Source organism: Pseudomonas sp. PDM02 (assembly GCF_014852285.1).
Classification (GTDB): Bacteria; Pseudomonadota; Gammaproteobacteria; order Pseudomonadales; family Pseudomonadaceae; genus Aquipseudomonas; species Aquipseudomonas migulae.
The window spans coordinates 311,625-331,476 of the sequence record NZ_JACVBL010000009.1; the positions used below are offsets into that span (position 1 = coordinate 311,625).

At 59.7% G+C, this 19,852-nt stretch carries 12 protein-coding genes; 1 reads left to right on the forward strand and 11 read right to left on the reverse strand.

Annotated features, from left to right (window positions below; translation table 11 throughout):
* Positions 1-2: 2 nt before the first annotated feature.
* The 9 genes from IB245_RS18190 to IB245_RS18230 are packed head-to-tail and all read right to left on the reverse strand — an operon-like array spanning position 3 to position 14,430.
* Positions 3-734 carry a hypothetical protein gene (locus IB245_RS18190; protein ID WP_008037967.1) on the reverse strand — a complete coding sequence of 244 codons (732 nt, stop codon included), beginning with the start codon at positions 732-734 and terminating at the stop codon, positions 3-5.
* Positions 735-768: 34 nt separating this feature from the next.
* The gene (locus IB245_RS18195) at positions 769-2,313 is read right to left on the reverse strand and encodes an SUMF1/EgtB/PvdO family nonheme iron enzyme (protein ID WP_192228213.1); all 1,545 of its coding nucleotides are present in this window, start codon (positions 2,311-2,313) and stop codon (positions 769-771) included.
* A complete protein-coding gene (locus IB245_RS18200; RefSeq protein ID WP_192228214.1) occupies positions 2,303-3,526 on the reverse strand; it encodes an ABC transporter permease in 1,224 nt (407 codons plus the stop codon). Before IB245_RS18200 ends, IB245_RS18195 begins: the two co-directional genes overlap by 11 nt.
* A complete protein-coding gene (locus tag IB245_RS18205) occupies positions 3,510-4,211 on the reverse strand; it encodes an ABC transporter ATP-binding protein (RefSeq protein WP_008030527.1) in 702 nt (233 codons plus the stop codon). The genes IB245_RS18200 and IB245_RS18205 overlap by 17 nt, the downstream gene beginning before the upstream one ends.
* A gap of 10 nt (positions 4,212-4,221) precedes the next feature.
* On the reverse strand, positions 4,222-6,213 hold the full coding sequence (locus IB245_RS18210) for a vWA domain-containing protein (protein ID WP_008037963.1): 1,992 nt from the start codon (positions 6,211-6,213) through the stop codon (positions 4,222-4,224).
* Positions 6,213-7,244 (reverse strand): hypothetical protein, encoded by a 1,032-nt coding sequence (locus IB245_RS18215; RefSeq protein ID WP_192228215.1) that lies wholly within the window; start codon positions 7,242-7,244, stop codon positions 6,213-6,215. Before IB245_RS18215 ends, IB245_RS18210 begins: the two co-directional genes overlap by 1 nt.
* 3 nt (positions 7,245-7,247) lie before the next feature.
* Entirely contained in the window at positions 7,248-9,962 is a 2,715-nt protein-coding gene (locus tag IB245_RS18220) for a putative virulence factor (RefSeq protein ID WP_192228216.1), read from the reverse strand.
* Complete coding sequence (locus tag IB245_RS18225; protein WP_008037957.1) at positions 9,959-13,024, reverse strand: virulence factor SrfB; 3,066 nt, start codon at positions 13,022-13,024, stop codon at positions 9,959-9,961. Before IB245_RS18225 ends, IB245_RS18220 begins: the two co-directional genes overlap by 4 nt.
* Positions 13,025-13,041: 17 nt before the next feature.
* Entirely contained in the window at positions 13,042-14,430 is a 1,389-nt protein-coding gene (locus IB245_RS18230; protein WP_192228217.1) for an SrfA family protein, read from the reverse strand.
* 266 nt (positions 14,431-14,696) lie between these two features.
* Between IB245_RS18230 and IB245_RS18235 the strand changes: the two genes are divergently transcribed.
* Positions 14,697-15,908: an aldose 1-epimerase family protein gene (locus IB245_RS18235; protein ID WP_192228218.1), complete on the forward strand. Its 1,212-nt coding sequence runs from the start codon at positions 14,697-14,699 to the stop codon at positions 15,906-15,908.
* A 5-nt stretch (positions 15,909-15,913) separates the two neighbouring features.
* On the opposite strand, the gene IB245_RS18240 is transcribed toward IB245_RS18235, so the two are convergent.
* Both IB245_RS18240 and IB245_RS18245 read right to left on the reverse strand, forming a co-directional pair.
* Positions 15,914-17,407: a YifB family Mg chelatase-like AAA ATPase gene (locus IB245_RS18240; protein WP_008037951.1), complete on the reverse strand. Its 1,494-nt coding sequence runs from the start codon at positions 17,405-17,407 to the stop codon at positions 15,914-15,916.
* 526 nt (positions 17,408-17,933) lie between these two features.
* Entirely contained in the window at positions 17,934-19,577 is a 1,644-nt protein-coding gene (locus IB245_RS18245) for an anti-phage dCTP deaminase (RefSeq protein WP_192228219.1), read from the reverse strand.
* Positions 19,578-19,852: the final 275 nt, after the last annotated feature.

The following is a 19,852-nucleotide window of genomic DNA, read 5'->3' on the forward strand; positions in this document are numbered from 1 at the left end:
GCTTAACCCAGAGTGATTGCGGAGCGCTGGCTGTAGAGACCGTCGACTTCCTTCTGCAAGGCAGCGACTTTCTCGTTCATTTTCAGAATGCTTACATCCACCTGCTTCATCTCGGCGCTGGAGCCTTGGGCGCGTTCGGCATCGGCCACTTTGCTGTACTCGGTAACTTTTTTGCGCATGTTGCTGAGGTCTTTGCGCAAGATTGCGATGTTGTTGTCGATCTCGGCGATTTGCGTCTGGGCTTTGGTCTTGTCGACCTTTTTGCTGGCGATGTCCTGTTTGATCTTGGCGATACGTGCCTGGTCATCCTTGATCACTTGCTGAGCGGTCTCGGTGCGGGCAATCACATTGCGCGTGTCTTGCTCGACTTCGCTGTTCATCTTCGCCAGACGGGTGGAGGTGTCGGCGTATTCGCTGCGACGTTGATCCAGATAATAGTTCGCGCCCATGGCCACGCCACACGCGGTAATACCGGCGGCGATGGCGCAGACGGCCTTGTTGCTGCTGTTGGACAGCGCGCAACCGAGGATGCCGACACCGGCGCCGACGGCGCAGGCCTGGTAACCGGACTTGCTGAAGAACTCCGCGTCATTGCCTTGGGTCAGGCGCGGGTCTGCGCCGTCGCTGCCGCCGAGCATCGAACTGCCGGTGTTGGCGCAACCAGTCAGCAACAGGCTGCCGGCAACGACGAATGCGATCTGTAGTTTGAAGCGAGTCCAAAGGCTGCGCGACATGGTGAAACTCCTCGATGACGGTGTTGACGTGTTGTTATTGAGTGACGGTCTTGCAGCTGGTCAGCCAGGCCTCAGTGTCGATCTTCTGTTTTTGCAGGAAGGTCTTCTGATTCGCCCAGTGCGTGCGCAAGTAGGGTTTGAGGTCCTGAAGCTGTTTGTTGCGAGTAATGATTTCTTCCATCACCGGAACCTGTGCCTCGAGCAGCGGCTGACCGTACAACGTCGCCGACTCCACCAGGCTGCTGGCGTAGTAACGGCTGAGTTTGTGCAGGCGATCCTTCTGCTCGTCGAGCTTGCCCTTGCGCATGTCGCAACTGGCGTCTTTTTCGGCGGCTTCGCAATTGAGCTTGTAGTTTTTCTGCAGGAAATCCACGTACTGGCCGTCGTCGAGCATCTTGGTGCACAGGAACGCACCCAGATTTAGGCTGGCGCGAATCGCCTGGTCGCGGGTTTCTTCCTGCTGCTGGTTGCTGGCGCGCAGCTGGTTTTCCAGGGCCTGGAGCTTTTCCTTGAGCGCTTTGTCTTCAACGCCCGAGGCCAGCGTGTTCAGCGACTGAACCGTGCCTTTGTCGGCGGATTCGGTTTCCTTGCTGCCGGTGCCGAGTTTCTTCCAGCTGTTTTCGATGCTGGCCACGCGTTCGCGAGAGGTCAGGGTCGGCGAGACCAATACCAGGCGCAGGCCGGTGGTCTTGTTTTTCACCTGGCCTTCGGCGTTGTAGTACGGCTCTTCCTTGCGCAACGCGGTGCGCAGGTCGGCCTGGGCGGTCAGGTAATTGCCGCCCCGCACGACGTAACCACCGGCCTGGCCATGCTGGCGGTCGAGTTTGTTCAGGCGAAACGGCTCGAACATCATTTCGTCAACGTTGCCGAGCATGTCGTGAAGGCCCAGCGGATTGGGCTTTTGCAGGCCGGACAACTGCAGTTTGCCGTTGGACGATTGCGCCCCGGCGAACCACTCGTAAGCGTTGATGCCGTCGGGCATCGGGTAGCGTGTATCACGGAATTCCGCCGCACCGACTTCCAGGCCACCGCGCGCGGCAAACTCCCACTCGACTTCCGTCGGCAAACGCAGGAAGCCCAGGGCACCGTCTTCTTTCGGGAGCTTGCCGGCGGCGTTCTTGCGCAGCCACAGGTTGTACTTGTCAGCCGCTTCGACGGCTTGCACCCAGCTCACGGCCACTTGCGGCAAGCGCATCTTGGTCGCGGCGGTGGGGCAGGTTTCATCGGTCAGGGCGACGTACTGCAACTGACTCATCTCATACTTGGCCATCAGGTAGTAGCGGGATTTGTCGTTCTTGGCGCCGGTGAAACTGCCGGCGATAAACGTCGGTCGAGTCTGTTCGACATAGCCGTATTCCGCGCCGTCCTGACCGATGTTGATCGGGTAGTCGTCGAGCGGTCCGGTGACCGGAATGAACACCTTGCGAAACACCATCGAGCCTTCGCACGGCATCGGCAACACGACGTCGCTGGCTTCGGGCATCGGGTTGTAATACTTCTCTTCCCAGCCCGCCGCCGAAGCGTCGAGCAAGTAGCCCAGGCTCAGGGGCAACAGCAAGCCAAAACGTTTATAGCTCACGCAGACTCTCCGCAGGTTGGATGCTGATGGCGCGCACGGCGCCGATCACGGCCACCAGTGTAGCGACCAGAAAGGTCAGAAGCAGGGCGGCGAGGCCATGCCAGAGTGTGATGTGGCAGACAAAGGCGCCGGTGGCCTGGCTGCTGCCGAGCAAGTAGTCGAACAGATGACTGCCGACAGCGTAAAACCCCAATCCGCCGAGGTAGCCGGCCAGGCTCAGCAACAGCGCTTGCACGACCACGAAACCGGCGACCGCCGTGCGCTTGAACCCCAGCAGGCGCAGGACCGCGAGGCTTTTGCGCTTGCGGTCGATGTTGGCCAGGAACGCGCCGACCATCGACGCCACACAGCCAATCAATGCCGCCAGGGCAATAACACCGAAGATCAGCCCCAGCACATGGTTGATGGCTTTGACGTTGTCGATGTCGGCCAGTCGGCTCGACGTTTCGATGTGTTGTTCGTTGAGCCAGCGCTCCAGCGGCGCCACTTGGTCGATGTCGTTTGCATACACGCGAGCGCGGGCATACAGCGGTTGCAGATCACCCAGAGGCTTGCCGGTGGTGATGCCGAACGCACTGACCTGATAGCCATCGCGAAAGCGCTCCAGGTCCAGCAGCAACGGCGGGGCGACAAACCCGGCGGCGCGGCCGAAACGGGCGCCATCGAGAATCGCCAGCACGCTCAGCGACATCTCGCCGCGCTCATTCACGCCTTCCAGACGACGCAGCACGCGCAGTTGCACGCGATCGCCGACCTTGGCCTGCAAGCGTTGCGCGGCGCGGGCACTGAGGATCACTTGATCGCCGGTGGGGTTGAGTTGCGGCAGGTTCAGTTGCGGGTCGCCGGGTTCGGTGGCGATGATTTCTGCGCCTTCGACGAAGCGTTGCATGCCGATCAGCAAATCCGCCTGGGTGTTGAGCGAACGTGTCTGGCCGAGGGCAAAACCGGTCTCGGGACGCTGGCGCAGACGCTCGATCCAGGCACTGTCGTAGTTGCCGTTGCTGAGCATCTTCACTTCAAGGTTGCGCGGGTCGCGCAGCAGTTCGTCCTGCAACTGGCTGACCACCCCGTGCTTGAGGCCGAACAGCAGCAGCAGCGGCGCGATCACCGCCACCAATGACGCGGCGATGCACAGCGACACCTTGCGGTCGTGCCACAGGTCTTGCAGGGCCAGGGTGCCCAGCAGGCGCAGTCGGTCAGTCCATCGGTTCAAACAGAGTCTCTCCCTGGCGGCTGATAGCGCCGAGTCGCGGCAAGCCGAAATCCTTCAACAAGGCCCAGTCATGGGATACCACGAGCGCACTCAGGCCCATGCTCGACACCAGGCTCAGCAGCAATTCAAACAGGCGCCGGGCACTGTGCGGGTCGAGCGCGGCGGTCGGTTCGTCCGCCAACAGCAGCAGCGGTTCATGGGCAATGGCGCGAACGCAGGCCACGCGCTGGCGTTCGCCGATCGACAGTGCCTGCGGCTTTTTATCCAGCAGTCCTTGCAGACGCAATACCTCAACCGCGTGGTCGATGTGCGCGCTGTGTGCCGACATGCCGAGCAAACGGCGCGGCAGGCTGATGTTGTCGCGCACGCTCAGAAACGGCAGCAGGCCTCCACTTTGCAAAATGAACCCCAGATGCCGCGAACGCACCGCCGCCAAAGCCGGTTGATCATCCGTGGCAAGCAATCGGGCGATGTCCTGATCCTGCGTTGCGCCCAGGCGAAAGCGCTCAAGCTCGACCGGCGCCAGCAGCAGGCCGATGGCCTCAAGCAATGTGCTTTTGCCGCTGCCGCTCTCGCCGGTGATGGCGAGGATTTCCCCGCCGCCGATCTGCAAGTGCGGCAGGCGCACGTGATGGGCCAGCGCGCCTTCACCACGGCGCACCAGCAAGTTCCTGATATCGAGCATGGGCGTCTCGTTAAGGCATCATTTCCAGAGGCACCGGGTACACGTTGTCCCGCGCATCGCTGTCCTTGGCCAGCGCCACCCAACGGTCGACGTCAGCGTTGTAACGCTGGTAGTGCCGCAGTTTGGTGTTGAGCGTACGGATGAATTTCTCCTGCGCCAGGCCGTCCCAGCTCTTCCAGGTCTCTTCATCCAGGTTCAGCACTTCGCTCTGGTACGGCAGGTCTTCGATGTACTCGCCGAGCACGCCCATGTCCGCCAGTTTGGCGTTGTTGTTCTGCTTGAGCTGGTTCGGATCGGCGCCCATGGTCGCGGCCACCGAGCGCAGGCGGTCGAACATTTCCGTCGGCGAAATCAGGCCTTCGTTGGCAGCGTCGAGAATCTTCTTCATCACGTCGCTCAAGTCGCTGAGCTGGGACTTGGTCAGCAACACCCGCACGTCGGTGGTGGGGATGTTCTGCTTGATCAGGTCACGGTCGGTGATCCACGCCTTGAACACCGGCGGGGACTTGCTGTTGTTCTTCTCGCCCAGATAGGCCAGTTGCATGGCGTGGCCGATCAGTGCGGCGTCCTCGAGCATTTTCTTCTCGGCCGGGTCCTGCTTGGCGTTCGCCGCACTGCCGATGGCGTCTTCGCCCATGTAGGCGGCTTTCACCTGTGTAGTGATCGCGGTGGCCAGTGCGTCGACCTTGCGCCCGAACTCCTGCACATCACCCGCATTCACCGGGTAGTACAGCGAGGTGTTGGTGCCCGGGTAAGTCGACAGGTTCTGGTACTGCGCCTCGGCCTTGGCGTGATCCTTGACCCCGGCCGGGGTTTTCAAGTGCAGGGTGTAAATCGCTACGCCTGGGTTGGCAGCCTCAATACGCACCTGTGCAGCGCTCAAACCGGTTTTCGACAGTTTGTCGTCACCTTCGATGGCGCCCGCGTCGGTGATCAACACCACGTAGCGCGCACCGAATTGGCTCCAGTCGACCTTGTCGATGCTCTCCATGACGCCGGCAAAGGCATCCTCATCGAAGCTGCTGCTCGACACTTTGGCCTGTTTGAGGTCGGCGATCTTGGCGAAAAAGTCGGCGCTGTCTTTCACCTTGGTAGGGTCGGCGTACATCTTGGTGGTGTATTCCAGGCCCGGCACCGCCTGGGTATTGGAACGGAAAGCCACCATGCCGAACTTGACCTGCTTGCCGAGGTTCTGCGATTCGATCTGCTGATAAACCTTGCGGATCGCTTCGCGGGTACGGTCGATGTATGGGTCCATCGAAATCGTCGAGTCGATGACAAACACCACTGCCGCGCTGAATTCCTTCAGTTGGCTGGCCGCTTTGTCCTCAGCTTCCTTGCCCCCGGCCGCGCTGTTGGCAGCACCGCCCTTGGGGTCTTTTTCGTCGGGCTTGCTGACCGATGCGACATTGAGCAGGCGCGTGCGGAAACCGGCTTCGGTCATGACTTCTTCGCCGCTGAGCACGGGCAACAGGTAGAACTGCTTTTGCAGGTCGACGAAGTATTCAGGTTCTTCGGCCAGCACGCCGGGTGCTTGCTTGCCCTTTTTCAACGTGGCGCGCAGCGGGGCGACTTTGCTCACCGGGTCCGGTGCATTGAGAATGCCTTCGACCGTGGTGCGTTCCTTGAAGAACAGCAGCCGGTCGCGGTTGGCCGGGTTGGTGAAGGCCAGGGTCAGTTGCATTTTCCAGTCGGTGGTGCAGCTTGCAGGCAGCCAGCCAATGGTTTTGCCATAACTGTCGGGGCCGACTTTCAGCCACTCGGCGTTTGCCGCCTGGGCGCGTTCGTATACGTAGAAACGGCTGAACACCGGTTGCGCCTCGCCTGCCGCACCGCCCGCCGTCGGGCTGATCTTGCAGCCCGGGGTGGTCAATACGCGTTGGAACAAGGTCTTTTTACCGGCCTGGATCAGCGGTTTGTCATCAGCCTGGGACAACGGGCTGATGCACAGCGCCAACAACGCAGCGCTGCTCAGCAGGAAACGACTCACGGGTGAACGCATCACTTCTGCAACTCCTCGAAACGCTGCTTGGCTTCGGCGTTGTTCGGGTCCTGGGTGAGGATCGTTTCGTACCAGTAGGCCGCGGTGGCGTTATCCGCTACCGGGAAGCACTCGCTGGCCTTCAGGTATTTCGGGTCGTATTCGCGGGCATAGGCGTTGGCGATCAGCGCGTCACCGGCCTGGGCACGGTTGGCGTACAGGCGCTGGGCGACACCGCAGTGTTTGCCGGCCTTGGCTTCGTTGATGATTTCCAGCAGCTTGGCGCTGTCGGGTGCCGCCTTGATGCAGGTCTGGACGAAGGTCAGCTCGGGCAGGCTGTTCATGCTTTCCAGCGTGCAGGCTTGTGCGTCGGCACCGGCCGGTGCGGCGGCCGCGACCGTCGGGGCAGGCGCCGGCGTGCGTTTGTAGAACCAGAACCCGGCCGCTGCCGCCAGCAGCAGTACCAGCACAAGCGCGAGGCCGAGCAGGCCTTTGTTGCTCTTCTTCACCGGTGGCGGAGCAGGCGTGTATTCGCGTTCGTTGGGCACCGATTCCAGTTCGATTTCTGGCTCGGCGGTGGGCAAGATCAATTCCGGCAGTTCCGGGATTTCCGGGATCTCAGGTGCCGGTGCCGGTGCCGCCGGCGCGGTCAAATCTGCGCCGCCATACGTCGAGCGCGTCTGGCCACCCGCCGTGGATGGCAACAGCCCGACGCCTGGCCGGACCACGCCTTTGTCGGCATGCCCCAGGCTCTGCTCGCGCAGTTCGATCTGGAATTGCGAGTTGGCGCTGCCTTCCAGCAGCGGGTCGACCACTTCCGGGCCGACCTGGGCTTCAAGAGCTTCGCCACTGGCGGCGACAGTGAAGCGCGAAACCTTGAACCAGAACGGGTTGTTGCTCCAGGCCTGTTGGTCCTGGAGGTAGAAACCGTCCTGGTTACGCTGAATGGAGAATTCCAGCTGTTCTTCGCCACCCTGCCATTTCTTCACAGTAAGGCAGGCCCGGCCAGGCACATTGGGCTCTAAGGCGAGCAGGTCGACACGAATTGGCATTGCTTATCTCGCTGCGAAGGCTGTCAGCACTTGGCCCAGCCGTTCGTTCTGTTCAGGGGTGATTTCGCGACCGGCACCATGGCCGGCATTGTCCTGCGTGATACAGGCCAGGCCCGAAAGCCAGTCGCCGAGATACCGTTGCGCCTGGTTCGCCGGTTGCGGCGGCAACTCCGGCACCTGTCCCGGACCGATGTCGGTATAGAACGAGAACAAGGGCGCTTTGGCACCGGTCCGGCTAGGTGGGCGCTCGCTCACGGGTTTCTGGAGGTAGCCGAACCAGGACACGAAATCGCGCAGCACGCGTTGTACTTCCAGAACCTGGCGCTCGACCAGTTGATCGCGACGCGCACCGCTCTGGGCACGCTTGAGGACGGCGCGGCTCAATTGCCCCGGCAAATCCTGGCGATAACCGGCAGTGATCAGCTCGTCGACCACCGCTTCGAGCAAGGCTTTTTCCAGCCCCAGCAGGTTGAGCAGGCTTTGCCGGGTGGTCAGTTCGCGCAAGTGCGCGACCCAGGCCTTGAAGGCCGCTTTGGCAAAACGGTGTTCGTTGCTTTGCAGTTCCGGGACCGGCGTGTGGGGCTTGCTGCTGGCCGGTGTGCTGTCGGGGCTGGCGTCATCGCCGAAATCGAAATCGAAACCGGCGTCGTTGCCGTACAGGCTCTGGCTCGGTGTCAGGGCGACCGGCTCATCGCTGACCGCTGGCTCGTCATCGGTTTCGTACACGCCGCTGAGGTACAGGTCGCGCACCTCTTCGCTCGGCATGTCGAGTTGATCGATGAGTTCGCCCAGCACCGCCGGACGACGGCCCAGGGTCGACAGAATCATCTGTGCCTGGGCTTTCTTGGCAGCGGCGGCGCCGTCACCGTCGGCGTGATACCAGGTGCTCAGACCATGCGTGGTCAGGCCTTCAAGGCATTCGTCCAGCTGCTCGCGGATGCGCTGCAGCTTGAATTCGATATTGGCCACGCCCTTGAAACTGCCGCTGAAGTGACTGATGCCACCGTCATCGTTGCGCAGCATTTCTTTCCAGGTATTGGCGGGATTGCTGACGTGTTTGCACACCAGCGCGTTGCTCGCAAAGCTTTCGCCCAGCGCATCGACGCGTTCCTGGTAACTGGCGTTGATCCCGGTTTCGGCGCCGCTGGCGTCCTGGACGATGAATGCCGCGTCCATGCGCGGTTTACGCACCAGGAAGGTGTTCTGGAACGGCGTGCCGGCCCAGTCGTTCATCCAGCTCAAGCTGCCGAAACGCTCCAGCATGGTCAGCTTGACCATGCCGTTCCAGCTCTCGTCGTACTGATCGGGTGTCAGGCTCAGGGAGTTGGTGATGCGCAGGTCGAGCATGGTCAATGCCCAGATCAGACCGGTGTCGCGTTTGCTGCGAGCGGCCGCGTCGGCGCCCTGGGTTTTTTCGATCCAGCGCGTCAGCACCGGGCCAACGTCGTTGACGTCGCTTTGTTTGGTCGAGCCGGTGCACACCACCAGCGCGTTCATTTCCTGATTGTCGGTGTAGCGCTCAAACAGGTACGCGACCTTGCCGCGCAGAATCAGCTGCGAGACGGAGTTGTCCTTGGTGGCGGATTCCGGGTCGTTGGAGTTGGCGATCTCGTGCAGCTTCTTGCGTCCGCGATAGCCGGGGAAGTCGAGCAGATCGACCTGGTTGACGATGTCATCGGCCGGGGCTTCGATCAGGCCGAACGTCATTTCCGCCGTGAGTGCCGCCAGTTGCGCGACGGGAATGCCCTGGCTGTTTTGCAGGCGACCGTCGATGCGTGGCCGCACGTCGATCGGCAAGTCCCGCGGGCTGCCGAAGCGCTCGAGGATGTCGACGTTCATGATGCTGTCGCGCTGGGTGTAATTGTCGTTTTCGAAACTCACCAAGGCCTTCAACGGCGCGAATACCGTCTCGGGCAGGCCCAGCTTGTGCAGCGCGCCGGCCAGTTGCTGATACACGCGCGTCAGTTCGCTTTGCTCACCCCAAAGAATGGCGAACAGCTCGGCACGTTCCTGGAAATTCAGGCGCGGCGCGAGCTGCAAGGCTTTCGGCCAATACAGGTGCTCGAGTTTTTTCACCGAGTTACGGAAGTTGTCTCGCAGGTAATCCCACAGCGACACCAGATCGTCGGCGCTGACACCCGGCTGCATCGGCCCGGTCTCGCGGCCTTCGAACGGCTTGAGGACTCGCTGGATGCGTTCTTCGTCAATCTCGTAGGAAATCCGTTCAAGGTCGAAATCCTTGAACCAGGAGTTGGCGAGAATCTTCGCCAGCTCGATTTCCTTGAACAGCGTCAGCTCCACCGGGAAATCCGGGTCCTGGCTCGGTGTGGCCCGCCGGCTGAAGCGCGTCACCAGGCCGGTGGCTTCCTTGCCGCCACCCACCGGGTTGATGTGCTTGATGAAGTCCAGGCGCTGGCCGCCGAAATCGGTTTCCAGTTTGCCGTTCTGCCCGGCCGCGAGGGCCGAGATCAGGTAGGACTTGCCCGCCTGGGACAAACCGAAAAAGCCGATGGTCATCGGCGTGCAGGCCACGCGACCGAGGCTGTGGGCCAGGTTGCGGGCGCGATGCAGGCGGATGTTCAGGTTGTCGGCTTCGCTGTCCAGACGTGGCGCGTTGACACGGGTCTGGCCAATCCATTCCAGCGCCTGACCGGCACCTTCATAAACAGCGGCCCAGCGGGTAGAGAGCTGATGTTGATCGGGGGTCAGGTCATTCATTTGCGTTTCACACTTCCACTGTCGAGCCAGTACTTGGTCTCGCTCAGGCCGGCGTCGAGCATGGTGTTGAGTTCCAGCTCGAGGTCGCTGCGCGGGTTGAAGTTGACGTTGCTGCAGTTGGATTCGATGTTGCGTACCGAGAGGCGGTCGCTGACCAGATCCTGCTTGCGTGTGTACTTGTCCGCCGGTTTGACCTCGAAGCGCACCTTGAGCAGCGGCGCGCTGCCGTTTTCACCGATCGCACGGGAGAACTTCTCCCGACCGGCCTTGGTGAAACGCAAGGTGTACAGCGGCGAAGCGGCCCAGCGGTCGGCGGCCAGCTGACGGAAACCGAGGCGCAGATCGCCGCGCATTTCCAGCTGAGGCGTGTCGGCGGCGTCGCCCGTGCCGATTTCCGGCAGCTTGATTTTGTAGTCTTCGGACTGAATGTCGCGGTACAGCACGTCGGCATCCTTGATCACGTTGTTCAGGTCGATAACGCCGATGTTTTTGACCGTCGAATACGGTTTGAGTGCCGAAGCGCGGAAGTAGAAGTTCGGCACACTGTGGTTGGCGCACAACAGGCACAGCATCGCGCCGACCGAAGCGGTGCTTTTCGGGTCGTCGATCAGGCCGTTCTTGTGGAACGGGTACCAGCCGCCGGTGCGGTAGTTCTGCAACGCCAGGATGCGCCCCGGTGGCAGCGGCAACACCTTGCGGATGAACGCCTGAATGCCGGGCAGGCGCGAAGGGCGGCCGGTCAGCAGCAGGACGTCGCACGGGTAATGCGCGACCACTTCACACAGCGCACCGAGGATCTTGGTGATGTTGATCTGATCGTTGAGGAATGCGGCATGGAGCTTTTGCAGGTCGAAGCTGATCAACGAATCGTAGAGGTCAAAGGCGCTTTGGCTGCCGACATCACGACGCACGGCGGCATTGACGTAATCGAGCACGGTCTGGCTGATTGCGTTGTCGCCCAGCAATTGGCGGTACGTCTGGGTGCTCACTTCCTGCTGGTCTTGCGGGTCGTAATGCTCGTAGGCCTTGAGCAGCGCCAGGCCCAGTGGGGCAAAAACCTGCAGGTTCAGTTGCTGGCGCAGGATCATGTCCTGGGCGCTGACCGATTCATCGCCACACAGCCGCGACATCAGCGAGACGGGCGATTTGACCCCTGAGATCTGCAAGGCTTTTTCGAAGCTCGGCAGGACGAAGTCCTGAATCACGTCCAGCAGAATGTCGTCGCCGGCCACTTTGAAGCCATCGCGAAAACGCTGCTCGGGCACGATGTGCACGTTGCTGCCGCTGCCGGTGTTGCCGGCGCGGTCGAGGCGATAGTCGGTGATCACCAGGTCGGTGGTGCCACCGCCAATGTCGATGGTCGCCAGGGTGATGCGTTCACGGTCGGTTTTGTCCGGCCGGGCGAGGGTGTCGAAAAACTCTTCCGGGTGCCCGGCGAAGTTCTCGTTGACCTCGGTGTACAGGTACACCAACTGGCCGCAGGAGGCTTCGTCCCATTCGACGCGGATGCTCGGGATCGGCGTGCGCGGGCTGACGGCCTGGTCCTGATGCGGGTCTTCCTCGCCGGCATGCCAGCCGAGGCTTTTCCACACCAGGCCGATGGCTTGCTGCATGCGTTCATTGAGGATGCTGCGCTCGGCCTGCGGCATGCCCGGCGGCACGGTCAGGGTGATGCTGTTGAGCTGGCGCGGCACACGGGTGTGACCCTGGCGCGAGCGCTGGGCCGGGCTGTTGATTTGCGACAGCGCCTGGGCCAGGACCTCGGCGAGCATGAACGTCATCAGCGAGCTGCGCGAATAACGCGGCATGAACACCGGCAGACGATCGTCTTCTTCAAGACTGTAAAGCGCCTCGCCGGTTTCATTGATCAGGTGCGAGAACGGCGCGGCAGTGGCGTACGGCTCGCTGTCGGTCTTGATGTACGAGCAGTTGAAGCGCCAGCCGTGGCCGTAGGCGTTTTCGTCCCACAGGTAGCGTTTCGGGCTGGACAGCCCGGTCGAGCCTTCGGTGCCGCGACGACGGCTGGCCAGACGACTGGCCTCGTTGCCGACACGGGCAATCGTCGCCCACTGGAACGCATCATGCCGGCCGCTTTTGACCGAGCAGTGGTCCTTGCCGAAATACGCCTGGGCGAATTCCACACGGCTTTCGAACGGCAGGTTGTAAGTGTGTTCGGGGGTGATCAGGTCGCGCAGTTCCAGCACGTAGTTCTGTTTCAACCCGGAACCGGCCTGACCGTGGTTTTCGATCAGGATGCCGCAGGTGCGCGAGTTGCCGACGTCCAGCACCAGGTCCACCGGGATCGGTTTGACCAGGCCATTGCTGTCGTTGGCCACCACTTTGAGTTCAGGAATCTCGACTTTCGGCCGGGCAGTCGACTGCTCCGCCGCCGATGGCTTGCTCAGAAGGCTCAGCAAGTTGAGGTAGTGCGCCAGGTGATAGTTGGCGCGGATGTCGGTGTCCAGCTCTGCGCGCGAACGGTGGGCATTGCCCTCGTTGAATACTTCCAGCAGCCATTCGTTGACCCACGGCTGGGCCAGGAACCAGCGGGTTTCGCTGGCCTTCGTCGCCAGTTTGAAGGACACGCCGGAACTGATGTCTTCTTCGTTTGGCGCCAGGTAAGCGGTGCCGTCACGCTTGGGCATCACGCGGCTGTCGAAGGCCATCGTCAGGCGGTGGGTGTTGCCGTCGATGTCGGGCGTCGCCAGTTTGACCAGGCGCATGCGCGACCAGTTGGTCGGGCCTTCGTCGAAGCGGTGCGGCGGCATGAAGCGGAAAAACGGGGTCGGCAGCCAGACACCGTCGAGCAGCTCGAGGCTGCTTTTCATGTCAACGCTGAACGCCGGTTTGGCTTTTTCGACCTTTTCCGGCTCCGGCTCGTAGAAAAAGAAGTCTTTCTCTTCGTTATATGACAGGCGGCAGATCAACCCGCTGATCATCGGCGCGAACTCGCCCGCCGGTTCTTTGCGAGGGTCCAGGCGCAGGGCGAAATCCATGAACTGGATGCCGGTGTCGCTGACCAGCGTGACGGTGTCTTCGAATTGGGTGACTTCAGGCAACATGTCGGGTTATTCCGTTTTTATTCGGCCACGTGCCGCATGGACATGGGGAATTGTTCTTTGCCGTAACCGCCGGTGCAGTCTGCGACTGTGGTCGCCCCTTTGCGGCAGTTGACCTTGGGCATGTCGTAAGTGCTGCCATCGCCACACACGGCCTGGCCCTGACTGTCGATGGCCAAGCTGCCACCCTTCATAGTAGCGCTCACCGGCCCGGTGCATTTCGTGCCGTCGGCCTGGTGTACGGTGACTTCGCCCTTACCGTCCTTGAGCTGGTATTCCAGACGCAGCGGTTTGCCGGTCCGGCGGTCCTGAATACCGGCGCCGGCGCGGAACTGACCGTCGAGGAACTTGGCGGCACCGTCGGCGGCGTCCGGTGGAATGCTCAGGGGAGGGCCGGGTTTTGCGGCGGCGGATTTTTCGGCCTCGGGCGATGTGATATCCGGCGGCGCGGTTTTGTTTTCGGGCGGGGTGGCGGGCGATTCGGCTGCCGGGTCTTTCGCTGGGTCTTTGGCCAGGTCGGCCGGCGCTGCATCTGCCTCGTTGCCCTCGACCGCCGGCGCTTCCACTCCTTGGGTTTCGGTCACGGCGGTACCGGTGCCGGTTCCAGTGGTAGAGCCTACAACGGTGCCCGTCACCGGAACGCCGTTCAGCGTCGTGGCATTGCCGGTCAGTTGCGGTTCTTCCAGCTGTTTTTCCACCGGCACGATGCCCTCAGGCAGCAGGTCTACCGCCACCAACGGAATCGGCACGCAACCACGCAGACCAAGCAACAGCCACAAAAGCAGTAGCAGGAACGGCAGCAGCAACAGCCACCACCAGCGACGCCACCACGGACGAGCAACCACCGGCACGACGGGCGCAACTACAGGCGCAACGACAGGCGCGGCTTCGACCACCGGGGGCAGCGTAAACGCGAGCGGAGCCTGATAGAGGCAGTGCAGGGGATCGCGATTGCCGGTACCGGCATGCTCGAAACCCCAAAAGGTCAGCACCGGCTTGCCTTGCACCAGGTAGACGAAATTCTCATCGGGGAAATGAATCACGCGCTTGAGCAGCTTGCCGAACACGGCTTTGTCGCCTTGCTGCTGTTCGCCGGATTCAGTGCCCAGGAAACGCTGGCTCAATTCCTCGAGCGCGGTTTTCAGCGCTTCAAGTTGGCGGCGGGCAGGGACGCGTTCTTCTTCGGTCGCACTGCTCCACGGGATCACATCGCCGTCGAGGCCGCTGTACCAATCGATCTGGTTACCGAGCTCATCGCTTTGAGGGATGGCCAGATGATCGACCATTTCGGGGTTCTTGCGGCGAATGGCTTCGCGCAATTGCAGGGCCGCCCGGTATACCGGTTGACCTGTTTCGCCCAAGGCTGTGAATGACCCGCTCTTACCGCTGCGTAATAGTGCCCCGCGCATTCAAACTCCATATGTTCTGTTGCGCAAAAATGACAGACAAAGTTGTCTGTTCTTGCTCCTGCAATTAGCTGGCGACCTTAATGTCATAATGATGTCGCCGTCAATCATCCGGAGGTCCAAAACCGTATGAGACTAGCGTAAGCGTGCAGAGGTTGCATGGGGTCAATTTAAATTGGCTTGGGAAGGCTTGGGTGTAAGCTTTTTAAGCTTGCTGAATCGTTTCATCAGCGCTATAAAAAATGCACAACTCCAAGAAAGGCCTCCCCATGACTCCGCTCAAATTCGTCGTTGCCTTTGGCGCTCTGTCCGCCTCCCACGCCATGGCTTGGGATTACGTCCTGCTCGACAGCGACAAGGCTGCTCAAAACTGGCAGATCACCAGCCAGCAACTCGGTGTGAAAACCGACAAACCCTTCTCCGTGACCCTTCGTAACTTGCACGGTGGTCGGCAGGAGGGTGTCAGCATCGTCGACATCGATAACGGCACGATGAAACTCTCGGTGGTGCCGACCCGTGGCATGAACGTCCTGCAGGCATCGGTCGGCAATGTGCGCATGGGCTGGGATTCGCCGGTCAAGGACGTGGTCAATCCGTCCTTCATTGAGCTCAATGGTCGCGGCGGACTCGGCTGGCTCGAAGGTTTCAACGAACTGGTCGCCCGTTGCGGTTACGAATGGGTCGGCCACCCAGGCGTCGACAACGGCGAACTGCTGACCCTGCATGGTCGCGCCGCCAACATTCCGGCCAGCACAGTCACGCTGCATATCGACGAAAAACCGCCTTATGCCATCAGCCTGCGTGGCGAACTGAAAGAACAGGCCTTCAAGAAAGTCGACTTCTCGGTGATCACCGAGTTGGTCACTGAGCCCGGCAGCGCAGCGTTCACGCTCAACGATACCCTGACCAATAACGGCGACTACCCGAAGGAATATCAGGCGCTGTACCACAGTAATTTCAGCACGCCATTCCTGGAGCAGGGCGCCCGTTTCGTTGCGCCGGTCAAACAGGTGTCGCCGTTCAACGACAAGGCCAAAGGCGATCTGCCGGACTGGCAGACTTACCGCGCGCCGACCAAGGACTACGACGAAACGGTTTACAACGTGGTGCCGTATGGCGACGCCAAGGGTGACACGTTGACGGTGTTGCATAACAAGGCAGGTAGCCTCGGCGTTTCGGTCGGCTTTAACACTAAAACGCTGCCCGTGTTTTCGCTGTGGAAAAACACCGATACCCAAGGCCAGGGCTATGTCACCGGTCTCGAACCGGGGACCAGCTTTTCCTATAACCGGCGCTATCAGCGGCCGCTGGGGCTGGTGCCGACGATTGCGCCGAAGGAGCACAAGCAGTTTCAGATCAGTTACAGCTTGTTGGCGGACAAGGGCGCTGTGGACCAGGCGCTGAAGCGGGTGAGTGACATTCAGGGCGGGCGGGAAACCGAGGTTCGGCAGACGCCGTTGGTGGATCTGACGAAGGAGTGATTTCATCAGCTGGAGGTTGGCCGGTATTGCAGCGCTTCAGCCAGATGACCACGGGTGATGCCATCGACCTGCTCAAGGTCTGCGAGGGTTCGTGCGACCTTGAGCAGTCGATGCGCAGACCTCAACGACAGGGTCAGTCGTTCGCACGCTGTTTCCAGCCAGGTTTCGTCGATTGTGGATAACGTGCAGTGTTTGCGCAGGCCCGGCAGATCAAGGAAAGCGTTCGCGCAGCCCTGGCGTTTGTGTTGACGCTCTCTGGCGTCGGCGACCAGCAACGCGGCGGTGGCGGTGTCATCGCCGGGTTTGAGTGCAGGATTCAGCGCCGTGGCTTCCCGGGCGACGGTCAGGTGCAGGTCGATACGGTCCAGCAATGGTCCCGACAATTTATTGCGGTAGCGCTGGACCATGTCCGGTGTACAGCTGCATTTACCACTGGGTTCGCCAAGATATCCACAGGGACACGGGTTCATCGCGGCCACCAATTGAAAGCGGGCCGGAAACCTCACACGATCCTTGGCGCGGGAAATCACGATATGGCCGGACTCCAGCGGCTCTCGCAAAACCTCCAGCACTTTGCGGTCGAATTCCGGCAGTTCGTCGAGGAATAGAACCCCATGATGGGCGAGGGTGATTTCGCCAGGTTGCGGCTTCGAACCGCCGCCGACCAGCGCCGGGCCGGAGGCGGAGTGATGGGGTTGGCGGAAGGGCCTTTGCGGCCAGTGGCTCAAGGGCACGCAACTGGTGACGGATTGAATGGCGGCGACTTCCAGCGCTTCATGTTCGGCCAGGGGTGGAAGCAGTCCTGGCAAACGACTCGCCAGAAGGGTTTTTCCGGTGCCAGGTGGTCCGCTGAACAGCAGGTTATGAGCGCCCGCCGCCGCAATCAGCAACGCGCGTTTGGCCGAGAGTTGGCCCTGTACTTCGTTCAAGTCTGGATAGGGTTTGCTGGCATAGAGCAAACCGTTGGAAACGTAAGGCTCGACCGGTGTGTGCCCATTGAAGTGCGCGACCGCTTCCAGCAAATGATCCACCGCGATCACCTTCAACCCCGACGCCAGGCACGCCTCCTCGGCATTCGCCCGCGGCACCATCAGCGAGCGCCCGGCCTTGCGCGCTGCCAGTGCGGCCGGCAACACGCCTCGCACGGCACGTACCGCGCCTGATAGCGCCAGTTCTCCCAGGCATTCCACATCATCCAGTGTCAGCGTTGGCACCTGCACGCTGGCGGACAGAATCCCCAGGGCAATCGCCAGATCGAATCGTCCGCCGTCCTTCGGCAAATCAGCTGGAGCGAGATTCAGGGTGATACGCCGCGCCGGGAATTGCAGGCCTGAGTTGATGATCGCACTGCGCACCCGATCCTTGCTTTCCTTCACCGCCGCTTCGGGGAGACCGACCATGGTCAGCGATGGTAGACCGTTGGCCAGATGGACTTCGACGGTGACGGCGGGCGCATCCACGCCGATTTGGGCGCGGCTGTGGACGATGGAGAGGGACATGGTCATTCCTTGAGCTTTACGGGAAGCCGCTTCCTGCGGATTTTTGAAGGGTAGACCGGAAGGGAGATTCTGGTGGGGTGGGAGAGGGGGTAAACTTTCGCTGGATGTTGCGAAGGCTTTTGTCTGAATCGCGGGCGAAAAAAAACCGTCTTGAGGAGACGGTTTTTCGATTGCAGGCTTTGGTGAGGCCATGGCCCGTGCATCTTCGGTGGATACACTCGCGTGTGTTGAGTTTCTGGATGTTCGATCGTCGATGCAAGCATAGCCAACGATTTAAATATCTGTCCCGTTTATACGATGAAAGACCACTGCGTTATAGGGCACGGCTCAACTTTGCGTCTCTTTTCATCCGCGAGCTCGCACAATCGAGCCTTAGCGAGTTGGCAGTTTGAGTGGGATATTCAGCGATTCGCCTGATTAACGTTCAAGCGATGATTGGGGAGGTCACAGCAGGTTGTCCGTGAAGCCAGTTGCCAGGCTTCACGGGTCTAGATGGCTCACCAGTTTTTCAACGGGCAGGCTGGATTTAAGCCGCGCGAGGCGTAGGTGGTGTATTTGGAGCCGGAGGCGTAGGAGGTATATCTGGAGCTGACGGAGGAGGAGACGCTGACGTCGGCGCGACTTTCGACATCAGGTCCTGGACTACTTTGCTTTCGATGGTTTGATAAGGGTCAAGGTATTCGGTTCCGATATGTAAAGCATCGGTTTTAATAATGTCGACAGCTTGCCCACTGCTATCTTTACGATTTCCACGAGCAACAAAAAATGATGCGTATTTTCCTGGAGAAACGCCCGAAAAAGTCTCGAAGAGTGTTTTTCCTGCATGGTTTACGTCAGTTGTGATGGCGTCCTCATGCAGGTCTAGGGCCAAGCTTTTTTCGTAAGGCTCAATGTAAACTACGCGTTTAATACCCGCTGCAATGATGTGCCTTGCACAGTTATGACATGGGAACGTAGTGGTAAACATTTCACAGGAGTCCGTAGAATTACCTTGAGAACGAGCTAATCCCAAAATCGCTTCCATTTCAGCATGAATCGCGCGCGAAAACTCGATAATAGACCCGGCTCTAGTTTCTTTCTGGATGAGTTTAGCCAACTCGTCCTTTATTTCGTCAGAGACTTCAACTTTAGAGCTTACGATTTTGACAATGTCTTGGATAAGCGCCGATTTATGGATGTCGTTGTAGCATTTAGCTCCATGGTGGATGCACCGCTGGTCATTTACAGAGTCAGACGTATAAAGTCCGCCACCAAATTTCGGTACGTCGTTCCAACCTAGTGAAATAACGTTGCCTTCTTTATTGGCAATAGCAGCGCCCACTTGTCTGCTGAGACACGCAGATTTCAACGAGGCTGCATACGCAGCGTACATGCCGGACTCGTCCTTGGTCGGCGTAACACCATTTTTTCCATGCACTAGTGCTACAAAGCGTTGGCACGGCTCTAACAGATTGGATATCGAATCCTGATTGTTTCTAATAAAGTAATCAGCAAGCTGAACCGTTTTCTCAAGCTTTTGGCCATAAGTCGCGTTTATTTCATTTCTGTCCCTGTCTATAAGGAACTGCGCTTCATGGCCAGGAATTCTTTCGGTTCGAGTTAAGTAGTTGAAGCGAACATTTTGAGGGCTAAGAACACCGATCAAATAGAATATGTCGCCATAAACCAGTTTGAATAATTCAACTTCTTCAGGGTGCTTTAGCTGGTCTATTATATAGACCGTTTTTGGTGGTTTTGTTGTGTCGGCTCTTGACATCGCGATTTCGCGATTTGCCGCAACTTTCGCCATGGCAAGGGCAGCTAAAATTTGTGGATCAAAGCGTTTTCTAAGATCGTTGCCCAAATCTTGCAGGGCAGTATATCTCTCCTTTCCGACGTTATTGTCTATAGAAAGGTGTGAGAGATTTTCTGGCAACCCATGCTCGTGATAATGGGCTTTGATGATATCGCTGACTTTGATATGGACAGTTAAATATCCATATTCTTCAAATTGCAGTCGGGTGGTTCGAATGACGTCTGCCAAATTGCATCCGACCGGACCGCAAAACGCAACGATTATTTCGTCACTACGCCTTCCCTCAATGCGGTCCCTTATGTTGCGTGTACCGGTCGCTGAATCGGACTTGGCCGGCGCTCTTGCGGGGGCCGGTGCTGCTGCTGGTGCTGACATTCTCTGAGTCCTTGAGGCACTAGCAAAAGGTCGATTGCGTTACCAGTCTGCTTTTTGCGCCCTAGCTAAAATGCTTTCGATGGCTTTTTTGTATTCAGACTCGGCTTTTTTTTCTTTGAAGGACGCGAAGCCAACAATGTTGGAGTTCTGTAGTGGTCTAATGAAACCGGACACCCATTTAGGCGAGAATGCTCGCCAGATCGAGGTGTCAGATGACCAAACAACGCCGCTCCTTTACTCCTGAATTCAAGCGCGAGGCTGCCGACCTTGTGCTC